Source organism: Streptomyces sp. JJ36 (assembly GCF_021696945.1).
Classification (GTDB): Bacteria; Actinomycetota; Actinomycetes; order Streptomycetales; family Streptomycetaceae; genus Streptomyces.
Genome location: NZ_JACYHE010000025.1, coordinates 1 through 13107, shown reverse-complemented (window position 1 = coordinate 13107; position 13107 = coordinate 1). Strand labels below are relative to the sequence as shown.

9 protein-coding genes are annotated in these 13107 nt (G+C 72.6%); 1 reads left to right on the top strand and 8 read right to left on the bottom strand.

Going from position 1 to position 13107, the window contains the following annotated elements; genetic code table 11:
• The first annotated feature begins 6 nt into the window (after positions 1–6).
• The gene (locus HOY81_RS12595; RefSeq protein ID WP_237320401.1) at positions 7–846 is read left to right on the top strand and encodes a DNA-formamidopyrimidine glycosylase family protein; all 840 of its coding nucleotides are present in this window, start codon (positions 7–9) and stop codon (positions 844–846) included.
• Between the two features lie 491 nt (positions 847–1337).
• Here the strand turns inward: HOY81_RS12595 and HOY81_RS12590 are convergent, their stop codons facing one another.
• From HOY81_RS12590 to HOY81_RS12555, 8 genes are all read right to left on the bottom strand, one after another.
• Positions 1338–1730: a helix-turn-helix domain-containing protein gene (locus HOY81_RS12590; RefSeq protein ID WP_237320400.1), complete on the bottom strand. Its 393-nt coding sequence runs from the start codon at positions 1728–1730 to the stop codon at positions 1338–1340.
• Between the two features lie 152 nt (positions 1731–1882).
• The gene (locus tag HOY81_RS12585) at positions 1883–2437 is read right to left on the bottom strand and encodes a CinA family protein (RefSeq protein WP_237320399.1); all 555 of its coding nucleotides are present in this window, start codon (positions 2435–2437) and stop codon (positions 1883–1885) included.
• Positions 2427–3080 (bottom strand): CDP-diacylglycerol--glycerol-3-phosphate 3-phosphatidyltransferase, encoded by a 654-nt coding sequence (gene pgsA, locus HOY81_RS12580; protein ID WP_237320398.1) that lies wholly within the window; start codon positions 3078–3080, stop codon positions 2427–2429. The genes HOY81_RS12585 and pgsA overlap by 11 nt, the downstream gene beginning before the upstream one ends.
• Positions 3077–4621, bottom strand: coding sequence for a 30S ribosomal protein S12 methylthiotransferase RimO (gene rimO, locus HOY81_RS12575; RefSeq protein ID WP_237320397.1), 1545 nt, complete (start codon positions 4619–4621; stop codon positions 3077–3079). Before rimO ends, pgsA begins: the two co-directional genes overlap by 4 nt.
• A 103-nt stretch (positions 4622–4724) precedes the next feature.
• Complete coding sequence (locus HOY81_RS12570; protein ID WP_237320439.1) at positions 4725–5564, bottom strand: helix-turn-helix domain-containing protein; 840 nt, start codon at positions 5562–5564, stop codon at positions 4725–4727.
• A gap of 195 nt (positions 5565–5759) precedes the next feature.
• Positions 5760–8549 (bottom strand): DNA translocase FtsK, encoded by a 2790-nt coding sequence (locus tag HOY81_RS12565; RefSeq protein ID WP_237320396.1) that lies wholly within the window; start codon positions 8547–8549, stop codon positions 5760–5762.
• Between the two features lie 135 nt (positions 8550–8684).
• On the bottom strand, positions 8685–9368 hold the full coding sequence (locus HOY81_RS12560; protein WP_237320395.1) for a two-component system response regulator: 684 nt from the start codon (positions 9366–9368) through the stop codon (positions 8685–8687).
• Positions 9369–9613: 245 nt separating this feature from the next.
• On the bottom strand, positions 9614–13107 hold a 3494-nt coding region (locus tag HOY81_RS12555), incomplete at its 5' end, for a HAMP domain-containing protein (protein WP_237320394.1).

Below are 13107 nucleotides of genomic sequence, written 5' to 3'. Positions count from 1 at the left end.
GGAAGCATGCCCGAGGGAGACACCGTCTGGCGCACGGCGCACGAGCTGCATGCCGCCCTGGCCGGGGAACCGCTGGTCCGCAGCGACCTGCGGGTGCCACGGTTCGCCACCGCGGATCTCACGGGCCGCCGCACCCTGGACGTCACACCTCGGGGGAAGCATCTGCTGGCTCGGCTGGAGGGCGGCCTCACGCTCCACTCGCACCTGGGCATGGACGGCTCCTGGCGGGTGCACGCGGCGGGCGAACGCCGCCGGGGCGGCCCGGAGCACCAGATCAGGGCCGTGCTGGCCACGGCGGCGCACACCGCGGTGGGATACCGGCTCCCGGTGCTCGAGCTGCTCCGCACCGCCGAGGAGGAGCGGATCGTGGGCCATCTGGGCCCGGACCTGCTGGGTCCGGACTGGGACGCCGGGGAGGCGCTGCGCCGGCTGCTGGAGCGCCCGGAGCGACCCGTCGGGGAGGCGCTGCTGGACCAGCGCGTCCTCGCGGGCATCGGCAACGTCTACCGTTCCGAGCTGTGCTTCCTGGCCCGCCGGGTCCCCTGGGCCCCGGTGGGCACGCTGCCGGCTCCCGAGCGGCTGCTCGCCCTGGCGCACCGGCTGCTGCGGGACAACCGCCTGCGCCTCGCCCGCAGCACCACGGGCCGGGACCGCCGGGACCACCGGCTCTGGGTGTACGGCCGGGAGCACCGCCCCTGCCGCCGCTGCGGCACGGCCGTCCGGGCGGGCGAGCTGGGCCCGCCGGACGCGCTGCGCATCGCCTACTGGTGCCCGGGCTGCCAGGTCGAGCCGGAGTGCGCGGAGCCGGGCGGGGCGGAGCCGGGCCGGCCGGCTCCGGAGCGCTGAGGGCGCGAGGTCCGTCCCCGGGGCGTGACATGCACGGGGATCACGCTCAGCCCCCAGCCGGAGGCGGCGAGCGAGGCCTCCAGCGGGCCGGAGTCGCCCGGTCGGGCGACGAGCCGCCACAGGGCCCAGCACCAGGCCGCGGTGCCGGAGAGGCGCAGCAACCGGCCCGAGGTCCGCCGCAGCGCCCCGCCGGATATGCCCATGACCGACCGCCTTCCGCGGGCCGGGCCCCGCCCCGGCCGTCCGTCGGACCGATGGTCCCGCACCGACGGCAGAGGCGCGACCACAGGGAACGCATTCCCGGCGCCCCGTACGCCCAGGGGCTCGCGTCCGGGGTCCGGCGGGCCCGGGACCCCGGCCGCGGGGGCGTACGTCCGGTGCGCCCCCGGCATGCGAACGGCCCCGCAGGTCTCCCTGCGGGGCCGCACCCGGTGCCCGGGTGAGTTCGCGTGCGCGGGGCGGCGGTGCCGCGCGCCCCGGCGATGCTGCCGTCAGGCCGCGACCACGTCCACGGCCTCGGCCGGCGCCTTGATGGTGACGCGCTCCTCGGGAACGCCTGTGACCGAGGTCACAGACGGCATGCGCTCGACCGGGTTCAGCATCGCGCGCATCGGGGCCGGGACGGTGTCGCTCGCGGCCGACTCGGCGAGTTCGGCGAGCGCCAGCTCGTCGCTGACCTCCCGCATGACCTCCGACATCCGCACGTCCAGCGCGTCGCAGATGGACGACAGCAGTTCGGAGGAGGCTTCCTTCTGGCCGCGCTCGACCTCCGAGAGGTAGCCGAGCGACACCCGTGCCGACGAAGAGACTTCGCGCAGGGTTCGGCCCTGGCGTTGGCGCTGCCGACGCAGCACGTCACCCAACAGGCGACGGAGCAGAATCATAGGTGCTCCTCCCTCTACAACGCGCGGCGTCTTCTGCGTGCCCACTGCTGCGGACTGCGCGGCATGCTGCTGGCCGACCGCGTGACCGCATCCTTCAGGCTCCACCGTACCCCCTCGGGCTGCACCCGTGCGGGGAGCGATGTCGTGTTCACTCAGGGCTGCAAACATCCTTCCTCCCCGTTCTGTTCCGTATCCTGTGTCCCCGCATTCCCGGTGAGTTCGTCGTAGAGCAGCGCGAGCACGGCCGAGACGCTGCCGGCCCGGATGCCGGCCCGGTCCCCGTGCAGGCCGAGCGGCCGGCACCGGGCGGAGCCGTCCGGTCCCGCGGCCGCCACGTACACCGTGCCGACGGGCCGTCCGTCCTGCGGATCCGGGCCCGCCACTCCGGTGGTGGCGATGCCCCAGTCGGCGCGCAGCATGCGCCGCACGCCCCCTGCCATCTGACGTGCCACCTCGGGATCCACCGCGCCCCGGGTGTCCAGCAGTGCGCCGTCCACGCCCAGCAGGTCGCGTTTCAGCTCGGTGGCGTACGCCGTGACGGAGCCGCGGAACACCCGGGAGGCGCCCGCCACTCCGGTGAGCCCGGCCGCCACCAGTCCGCCGGTCAGGGACTCGGCGACGGCGAGCGTCTGCCCGCGACGGGCCAGCACCTCCAGAACTGCGGCCGCGGGCTCCCCGCCGGCGGACGCTCCCGGCTCACTGCCCATCGCGCGCCAGGTCCCGCTCCACGGCCCGCCCGGCCCGCCGCAGCACCACCGCCTGGCGCACGTAGTCCAGGCCGGTGCCCACGGTGAGCACCACGGCCAGCCCCATCACCCACCAGCGCAGCGAGGCGAGCGGGCCGGTGAGCGCCAGCACGTACATGCCGACCGCGACGCCCTGGGCGAGGGTCTTCAGCTTCCCGCCCCGGCTGGCCGGGATCACCCCGTGCCGGATCACCCAGAAGCGCATCAGCGTGATGCCGAGCTCCCGGACCAGGATCACCACGGTGACCCACCAGGCCAGGTCGCCCAGGGCGGAGAGGCAGACCAGTGCGGCACCCATGATCGCCTTGTCGGCGATGGGGTCCGCGAGCTTCCCGAAGTCCGTGATCAGGCCGTGGCGCCGGGCCAGCTCACCGTCGAACAGGTCGGTGATCATGGCGATGGTGAAGGCGGCCCAGGCCAGGGACCGCCACGCGGGGTCGTGGCCTCCCTCGGCGAGCATGAGCAGCACGAAGCACGGGACCAGCAGCAGCCGCACCATGGTGAGGATGTTGGCGATGTTCCACAGGCTCACCTTCCGCACCGGGGCGGTGCGGGAACTCGCCACCGAGCCGCCGCCGGCTGCGGAGGCCGGCACTCCGGTCATCCGCTGGCCTCCTCACTCCCGCTCGGCAAGGGCTCGGCGAACAGATCCACTCCCTCGGTCGCGACCACCTTCGCCTCGACCATACGTCCGACCGCGGCACCCCGGCAGGGCGCACCGGTGAGCAGTACCTGCCCGTCCGTCTCCGGCGCCTGGTGCGCGGCACGGCCGGACGGCCCCTCGGCGTCCCCGGAGAGCTCCCCGGCGGCGTCCGCGGCGGGGTCCCCGACACCGGCGGACCCCGCCGACTCGACCAGGACCCGCACGGTCTCCCCGACCCGCTCCTCGGCACGCTGGGCGGTGAGCTCCTCCGCGAGCCGGGAGACGCGTTCCAGCCGCTCCGCGACCACCTCCGCCGGGTTCTTGCCCGGATAGCCCGCGGCCTCGGTGCCCTCCTCGTCCGAATAACCGAAGACGCCGACGGCGTCCAGGCGCGCCGCGGTGAGGAAGCGCTCCAGCTCGGCCACGTCCGCCTCCGTCTCACCGGGGAAGCCGACGATGAAGTTGGACCGGACGCCGGCCTGCGGCGCCCGGCTCCGGATGGACTCCAGCAGCTCCAGGAAGCTGTCGGTGTCGCCGAAGCGGCGCATGGCCCGCAGCACCCCGGGCGCGGAGTGCTGGAAGGACAGGTCGAAGTAGGGGGCGACCCCGTCGGTTCCGGTCAGCACGTCGAGCAGCCCGGGGCGCATCTCGGCGGGCTGCAGATAGCTCACCCGGACCCGTTCGATGCCGTCCACGGCGGCCAGCTCGGGCAACAGACTCTCCAGGAGCCGGATGTCGCCCAGGTCCTTGCCGTAGGAGGTGTTGTTCTCCGAGACCAGCATGATCTCCCGGACGCTCTGCCCGGCGAGCCAGCGCGTCTCGTTCAGCACGTCGGACGGGCGGCGGGAGATGAAGGAGCCGCGGAAGGAGGGGATCGCGCAGAACGAGCAGCGCCGGTCGCAGCCCGAGGCCAGCTTCACCGAGGCGACCGGGGAGTCACCGGTGCGGCGCCGCAGCGGCGGCCGCGGCCCGGAGGCCGGCGCCACCCCGGCGGGGAGATCCCCCGGCCCCGCGGGCTCCGCCTCCGTGCCGCCATGGCCGGGAAGGGCGACCGTCTGCCCGGCCTGCTGCCGGTCGGCGGGGCTGACCGGCAGCAGGCGGCGGCGGTCGCGCGGGGTGTGCGGGGCGTGGATGCCGCCGGAGACGATGGTGCGCAGCCGGTCGGAGATGTGGGTGTAGTCGTCAAAACCGAGCACGCCGTCCGCCTCGGGCAGCGCCTCGGCCAGCTCCTTGCCGTAGCGCTCCGCCATGCAGCCGACCGCGACCACGGCCTGGGTCCGCCCGTGGTCCTTGAGGTCGTTCGCCTCGAGCAGCGCGTCGACGGAGTCCTTCTTCGCGGCCTCGACGAATCCGCAGGTGTTGACCACGGCGACATCGGCCTCGGCGGCGTCCTCCACGAGGTCCCAGCCATCGGCCGCCAGGCGGCCGGCCAGCTCTTCCGAGTCCACCTCGTTGCGTGCGCAGCCGAGCGTGACAAGGGCGACGGTACGGGGTTCCGGCATGCCCTCAGCCTACGTCGTCCCCAGCCGCGCTCCCGCCGCGCCCTGCGTCCCCGGCCCGCCGCGCGGGGCCGCGCGGCGGGCCGGGGACGCGGGAAGCGGCAGGTCAGCCCTGCTCGGGATCGCCGCGGGTGTAGGTGACGCGCTCGACGTTGCCGACGTCGCCGAGCCGCTCGACCTCCTTGCCGTTGACCCAGAGCTTGACCGCGCCGGCGTTGCCCAGCACCAGGTCGAGCTGCTCGTCGTCGGTGAAGGTCTTGGACTCGCCGTCCTTGAGGACTCCTTCGAAGAGCAGCTTCCCGCTGTGGTCCTCGGCGGAGATCCAGCTGTTCCCCTCGTCGGCCTCCATGCGGACCGTCACCTTGTCGGCGGGCACCCCGGCGACGGCGCTGTCGGACGGCTCGGGCTTGGGGTCGGCGGGCCGGGACGGGTCGGTCTGCGGCTTCTTCGGCTCGTCGGCGGGCTTCTCCGCGGAGCTGTCCTCGGCGACGGTGTTGCCGGAGGGGTCGTCGCCGCCGTTGAACAGGGTGAATCCCACGAATCCGACGACCGCGACGATGGCCGCGACCATGGCCGCGGTCCAGTTCGGCCGGCGCGGCTCCGGCCGGATCCGCTCCGCCTCGAAGAGCGTCGCCGCGGAGGGACTCTCCGGCCGTCCGCCGTGCTCCTCGTCGTACTGCCGGACGAGCTCGTCGCCGTCCAGCCCCACGGCGCGGGCCAGCGTACGGACGTGGCCGCGGGCGTACACGTCGCCGCCGCAGCGGCTGAAATCGTCGTCCTCGATCGCGTGCACGATCGGGACACGTACTCGGGTGGACGAACTGACCTCGTCCACGGTCATCCGGGCGTCGACACGGGCCTGCTGGAGGGCTCGGCCGACCGAGGGACGACCGGAACGGCCCGATTCGGGGACTTCGGGTTCGGGGGCTTCGGGGGAGTTGCCGATGGACACGGGGGCGCCTTTCGAGCGTGTAGCCACCTGCCGGACGTTCAGTCTAGGGGGGTCGCAAAAGGGTGGGGCAACCGGGCGGACGCGGATTGTCCGCCATCAGGAGTGGGGTACCACCTGACGGCCGGACATCCCTCGGCCCACCCTTCCCAGTTGACGTACGGGACCGGGAATCGGTTGCCTGAATCACCCTTACGAGTCAGTCTCCCCGCGGATCGCCGCCAGCACTCCATCCAATTCATCCGGTTTGACCAGGACGTCCCGGGCCTTGGAGCCCTCGCTCGGCCCCACGACGTTCCGGGACTCCATCAGGTCCATCAGCCGCCCGGCCTTCGCGAAGCCCACTCGCAGCTTCCGCTGCAGCATCGACGTGGAGCCGAACTGCGTCGAGACCACCAGTTCGGCCGCCTGGCAGAGCAGGTCCAGGTCGTCGCCGATGTCCTCGTCGATCTCCTTCTTCTTCGTCTGCCCGACGAGGACGTCGTCCCGGAAGACCGGCGCCATCTGCGCCTTGCAGTGCTCCACCACCCCCCGGACCTCCTCCTCGGTGACGAAGGCCCCCTGCATCCGGGTCGGCTTGCTCGCCCCCATCGGCAGGAACAGCCCGTCGCCCTTGCCGATCAGCTTCTCCGCGCCCGCCTGGTCCAGGATCACCCGGCTGTCGGCGAGGGAGGAGGTGGAGAAGGCGAGCCGGGAGGGCACGTTCGCCTTGATGAGTCCGGTCACCACGTCGACCGAGGGGCGCTGGGTGGCGAGCACCAGATGGATGCCGGCGGCCCGCGCGAGCTGGGTGATCCGCACGATCGCGTCCTCGACGTCGCGCGGCGCCACCATCATCAGGTCCGCCAGCTCGTCCACGATGACCAGCAGGTACGGATACGGCGCCAGCTCCCGCTCGCTGCCCTCCGGGGCCCGGGCGCGGCCGTCGCGGACGGCGGCGTTGAAGTCGTCGATGTGCCGGTAGCCATAGGCGGCCAGGTCGTCGTAGCGCAGGTCCATCTCGCGGACCACCCACTGCAGCGCCTCGGCAGCCTTCTTCGGGTTGGTGATGATGGGCGTGATGAGGTGCGGCACGCCCTCGTAGGCGTTGAGCTCCACCCGCTTGGGGTCGATGAGCACCATCCGCACGTCCTCCGGGGTGGCCCGCACCATCACCGAGGTGATGAGGCAGTTGATGCAGGAGGACTTGCCGGAGCCGGTGGCGCCCGCGATCAGGATGTGCGGCATCTTCGTCAGGTCCGCCGGGACGTAACCGCCCTCGACGTCCTTGCCCAGGCCGACCACCAGCGGCGCCTCCTCGCCGCTGGCGTCCGCCGAGCGCAGGACGTCCCCGAGGTTCACCATCTCGCGGTCGGTGTTCGGGATCTCGATACCGACCGCGGACTTGCCCGGGATGGGACTGATGATCCGCACGTCCGGGCTGGCCACGGCGTAGGCGATGTTCTTGGTCAGCGCCGTGATCTTCTCGACCTTGACCGCCGGGCCCAGCTCCACCTCGTAGCGGGTCACGGTCGGCCCGCGGGTGAAGCCGGTGACCGCCGCGTCGACCTTGAACTCCGTGAAGACCGTGGTCAGCGATGCGACGACGCGGTCGTTCGCCTCGCTGCGGGTCCGCCCCGGCCCCCCGCGCTGCAGCAGGTCCAGCGGCGGCAGGGCGTAGGTGACGTCTCCGGAGAGCCGGAGCTGCTCGGCCCGCGGGGGCAGCGACTCCGGCTCCGCCGGGGCGGACGCCTTGGTCAGGTCGGGCACGGGGGTGCGCTCGGTGGGCTCCTCGCCGTCCCGGGCTCCCGGGACGGCGCCCGCGCCGGCGGTCTCCCGTCTCCGGCGCTCCTCGGCGACCCCCTGGGTCAGGTCGGCGACCAGCGGGGAAGGCTGCACCCCGTGCAGCACCGCGCCGTCCAGCGAGGCGGCCGCCGCGGCCGCCACGTCCACGGCTCCCCGCGAGGGGCCGGTGGCGGGCTCCGCCGTCCCGTCCCCCGCGGCGTACCGGTCCGCGCCGGGCGCCGCCGCCCCGGACCGGCCGCGGCGCGTCCGCCGGCTCTCCAGCGCCGCCTGCTCGGCGGCGTCCGGGCCGGCACCGGATCGCGGCCCGCGGCGTACGGCCGGGGTCCGGCCGCCGTGCGGCGCGCCGTCCGCGGCGTACGGGTCCGCCTCGCCGTACGGGTCGTCGTCCTCCTCCGGCTCCGCCACCACGCCGAGCCGTACGCCCAGGGCCCGCAGCCGCTGCGGCACGGCGTTCACCGGGGTCGCGGTCACCACCAGCAGCCCGAAAACGGTCAGCAGCACCAGCAGCGCCACGGTCAGCGCCTCCCCGACGGTGAAGAGCAGCGGGGCGGAGGTGCCCCAGCCGATCAGCCCGCCGGCGTCCCGGACGGCCTCCGCGCCCTCCCCCCGGGAGGGCGCGCCGCAGCCGACGTGCACCAGGCCCAGCACGCTCACCACCAGCGCCGAGAGCCCGATGACGATGCGCCCGTTGGCCTCCGGCTGCTCCGGGTGCCGGATCAGCCGTACGGACATCCCGCCCAGCAGCAGCGGGACGAGCAGGTCCAGCCTGCCGAAGGCGCCGGTGACGAGCAGCTCGACGAGCTCGCCCACCGGACCCCGCAGACTCGACCAGGTACCCGCGGCGACCACCAGGGCGAGGCCGAGCAGCAGCAGCGCGAGACCGTCCTTGCGGTGCGCCGGGTCCAGGCCACGCGCACCCTGTCCTATGCCCCGGAAGAGCGCGCCGACGGCGTGGGCCAGCCCGAGCCAGCAGGCGCGCACCAGCCGGTAGACACCGCCGGTGGGCGACGGCGCGGGCCTGGGCGCCGCCTTGGGCGCCGGCCGCTTCGCCGCCGCCTTCTTGGCGGGGGCCTTCTTCGCGGGGGCCTTCTTGGCGGCCTTGTGCGGCGTGCCCTTGCCGGCCGGGGCCTTCCTGGCCGCGGCCTTCTTGGCGGGCGCCTTCTTCGCGGCCTTGCCGGCGGGCGTACGTGAGGCCATGGGCCTGAGATTACCGAAGTCGCCGGTACGGAGCACGGACACCCGTGCCGACCGCGGTGCACCCGGCGACCGGTGACGCGCCATCAGCGCTGTCCCCCGGCGGCCGTCCGCCGGAAGGCTCCGGCGGACGCCGCGTCAGTTCTGCGAGGGCAGACGGGCCGTGGAGTCTCCGCCGGCCCCCGGCTCCAGGGCATCGAGCGCCTTGCGCAGACCGCTCAGCTTGCGCTCCAGGTGGGCCGCGGTGGCCACCGCGGCGGCGTCGGCGGAGTCTCCGAGCTGCTTGGAGAGGGCCTCCGCCTGCTCCTCCACGGAGGCGAGCCGGGCGGAGAGCTCGGCGAGCAGCCCCGGCGACTCCTGATCGCTCCCGGCGCCGGGCGCACGGCCGCCGTCGAGCTGGAGCCGCAGCAGCGCCGCCTGCTCGCGGAGCTGGAGGTTCTTCATGTAGAGCTCGACGAAGACGGAGACCTTCGCCCGGAGCACCCACGGGTCGAACGGCTTGGAGATGTAGTCGACGGCACCCGCGGCATAGCCGCGGAAGGTGTGGTGCGGACCGTGGTTGATCGCCGTGAGGAAGATGATCGGGATGTCCCGGGTCCGCTCGCGCCGTTTGATGTGGGCGGCCGTCTCGAAGCCGTCCATCCCGGGCATCTGGACGTCCAGCAGAATGACCGCGAAGTCGTCCGTCAGCAGCGCCTTGAGCGCCTCCTCCCCTGACGATGCCCGCACCAGCGTCTGATCGAGCGCCGAGAGGATCGCCTCCAGCGCCAGCAGATTCTCCGGCCGGTCATCGACCAGGAGGATCTTGGCCTTCTGCACCATGGCCCGTCCTCCTCGTCCCGGCAGCTCACCGGACGCCGCCCCTGGGAGCGGCCCCGTCTGGCCGCCCGTCCTTGTGCCGGTCATGGTAGCCGCACCCAGCGGCCCGCCACACCCTGTCACCGTGATGTCACTGTGCACGTACCGGGAACGCACCGGGGGACCAGAAGGTTCCCCGATTCCCTCGTTTCCACACTTTCCCGACCACAGTCCGTCAGCACCGTGCCGTCACAGGGCACGGTGCCACATCAACGCGTGTTCATCCACTGCGCCATGACGGACAGCAGATGATCGGTGTCCACCGGCTTGGTGACGTAGTCGGAGGCCCCGGACTCGATGCTCTTCTCCCGGTCCCCCTTCATCGCCTTCGCCGTCAGCGCGACGATCGGCAGCCCGGCGAACTGCGGCATCCGCCGGATCGCCGCCGTCGTGGCGTACCCGTCCATCTCCGGCATCATGATGTCCATCAGCACCACCGCGACGTCGTCGTGCTGCTCCAGCACCTCGATGCCCTCCCGGCCGTTCTCGGCGTAGAGCACCTGGAGCCCGTTCTGCTCCAGCACGCTGGTGAGAGCGAAGACGTTCCGGATGTCGTCGTCGACGATCAGCACCTTGCGGCCCTCGAAGTCCGAGTACGGCACCGGCTCCACCAGATCCTGGCCGGCGTCCTGCCACGCCTCACCGGTCTCCTGCGGCTGCGCCGCACCGGTGGGCGCCGGAACCGCCGCCGGCTCGTCGTCCGCGCCGGAGGACGGCGCCTGCCGCTCCGCAGCACCGGCCTCCCGCCGGCGGCGCACCAGCGCGGCCGCGGCCCGCTCCGCCGGGGACGCTCCCTCCTCACCGGGGGACGCCTCCTCCTCACCGCGGGCCCCCTGCGGCCCCGCGGAGGCACCGGGAGACCCGTTCCGGGCGTCCGGGCCCCCGGCGGCGGCGTCCGCCTCGCCGGCCGAGAGGCCGGCGTCCGCATGCTCGCGGGCGGCCGCGTTGCCCGCCGCCTCCTGCGCCGCCGCGAGCGCGAGCGGCGCCGGTCCGCTGTCGAGCTGGGCGTACCCCTGCGGCGGCAGCTCCACCGGGTGCAGCGGCAGGTAGAGCGTGAAGGTGGAGCCGCGCCCCGGCTCGCTGGCGGCGTAGATCTCGCCGCCGAGCAACCGGGCGATCTCCCGGCTGATGGACAGGCCCAGCCCGGTGCCGCCGTACTTGCGGCTGGTGGTCCCGTCCGCCTGCTTGAACGCCTCGAAGATCACCCGCATCTTGCCGGCCGCGATGCCGATGCCGGTGTCGGTCACCGAGAAGGCGATCAGCGGGGCGTCCGCGTCCTGCAGGGCGCCACTCTCCAGCATCTGCTCCCGGATGGAGTCCGGCACGTCCTCCTGCGCCGAGCGGATCACCAGCTCCACGGCGCCGGAGTCGGTGAACTTCACCGCGTTCGACAGCAGGTTCCGCAGCACCTGGAGCAGTCGCTGCTCGTCGGTGTGCAGCGTGGCGGGCAGCTCCGGGGAGACCCGCACGGAGAAGTCGAGCCCCTTCTCCGCGGTCAGCGGGCGGAACGTGGCCTCCACGTAGTCGACGAGCTGGACGAGGGCGATCCGGGTCGGCGACACGTCCATCTTGCCCGCCTCGACCTTCGACAGATCGAGGATGTCGTTGATGAGCTGCAGCAGGTCCGACCCCGCGCCGTGGATGGTCTCGGCGAACTCCACCTGCTTCGGGGAGAGGTTCCCCTCCGCGTTGTCGGCGAGCAGCTTGGCGAGGATGAGCAGCGAGTTCAGCGGCGTGCGCAACTCGTGCGACATGTTCGCCAGGAACTCGGACTTGTAGCGCATCGAGACGGAGAGCTGTTCGGCGCGCTCCTCGAGGATCTGCCGCGCCTCCTCGATCTCCCGGTTCTTGATCTCGATGTCGCTGTTGGTCTGCGCGAGCTGCTCGGCCTTCTCCTCGAGCTGCGCGTTCGACTCCTGGAGCGCCTTCTGCCGGTTCTCCAGCTCCGCCGAGCGCTCCCGGAGCTGCTCCGTCAGCTCCTGCGACTGCCGCAGCAGCACCTCGGTCTTGGTGTTGACGCTGATGGTGTTGACGCTGGTCGCGATGACCTCGGCGATCTGGCTGAGGAAGTCCTTCTGGATCTGGGTGAAGGGCTGGAAGGCGGCCAGCTCCACCACTCCCAGCACGGTCCCCTCGAAGATCACCGGCAGCACGATCACATGCGCCGGCGGCGCCTCGCCCAGCCCCGAGGAGATCTTCAGATAACCCGGCGGCGCGTTCTCCACCAGGATGGTCCGCTTCTCCTCGGCCGCCGTGCCGATCAGCGACTCGCCGGGGGCGAAGGTGGTGGGCATGGTGCCGGGCCCGTAGCCGTAGCTGCCCAGCATCCGCAGTTCGTACGAGCCGTCCTCCGCCGCCCCGATGTCACCGGCGCCAATGTCCTCCTTGCCGCCGCTGGGCACGGCCACGAAGAAGGCCCCGTGCTGGGCGGAGACCACCGGGGTCAGCTCGCTCATGATCAACCGGGCCACGTCCTCCAGGTCGCGGCGGCCCTGCATCAGCGCCGAGATCCGCGCGAGGTTGCCCTTGAGCCAGTCCTGGTCGGTGTTGGCCAGCGTGGTCTCACGCAGGTTGGTGATCATGGTGTTGATGTAGCCCTGGAGCTCCAGGATCTCCCCGGCCGCGTCCACGTCGATACGGACGTTGTGGTCGCCGCGGGTCACCGCGGTGGCGACCTCGGCGATGGCCCGCACCTGGCGGGTGAGGTTGCCCGCCATCTCGTTCACCGACTCGGTGAGGTCCTTCCACACGCCGGCCACGCCCTGCACCCGCGCCTGCCCGCCGAGCTGGCCCTCGGTGCCCACCTCACGGGCCACCCGGGTCACCTGCTCCGCGAACGACGAGAGCTGGTCCACCATCGTGTTGATCGTGGTCTTCAGCTCCAGGATCTCGCCGTTCGCCTCGATGTCGATCTTCTTCGTGAGGTCGCCCCTGGCGATGGCGGTGGTGACCATGGCGATGTTCCGGACCTGGCCGGTGAGGTTCGACGCCATCGAGTTCACCGACTCGGTGAGGTCCTTCCAGGTGCCCGAGACGCCGACCACCCGGGCCTGGCCGCCCAGCACGCCGTCGGTGCCCACCTCTCGGGCCACCCGCGTCACCTGCTCCGCGAAGGAGGACAGGGTCGTCACCATCGTGTTGACGGTGTCGGCGAGCTGCGCCACCTCGCCGCTGGCCTCGACGGTGACCTTCTTCGTCAGGTCGCCGTTGGCCACCGCGCCCGCCACCTGCGAGATGTTCCGCACCTGGCTGGTGAGGTTGTTCGCCATCAGGTTGACGTTGTCGGTCAGGTCCTTCCAGATGCCGGAGACGTCCCGCACCCGCGCCTGGCCGCCGAGGATGCCCTCGGTGCCCACCTCACGGGCCACCCGGGTCACCTGCTCCGCGAACGACGAGAGCTGGTCCACCATCGTGTTCACCGTCGTCACCAGGGCGAGGATCTCGCCCTTGGCGTCCACGGTGATCTTCTTGGACAGATCACCCTGCGCGACGGCCGTCGTGACCTCGGCGATGTTCCGGACCTGCGAGGTCAGGTTGTTCGCCATGAAGTTCACGGACTGCGTGAGGTCCTTCCAGGTGCCCGAGACGCCCTTGACCTCGGCCTGGCCGCCGAGGATGCCCTCGGTGCCCACCTCGCGCGCCACCCGCGTCACCTGCTCCGCGAACGACGAGAGCTGGTCCACCATCGTGTTGATCGTGGTCT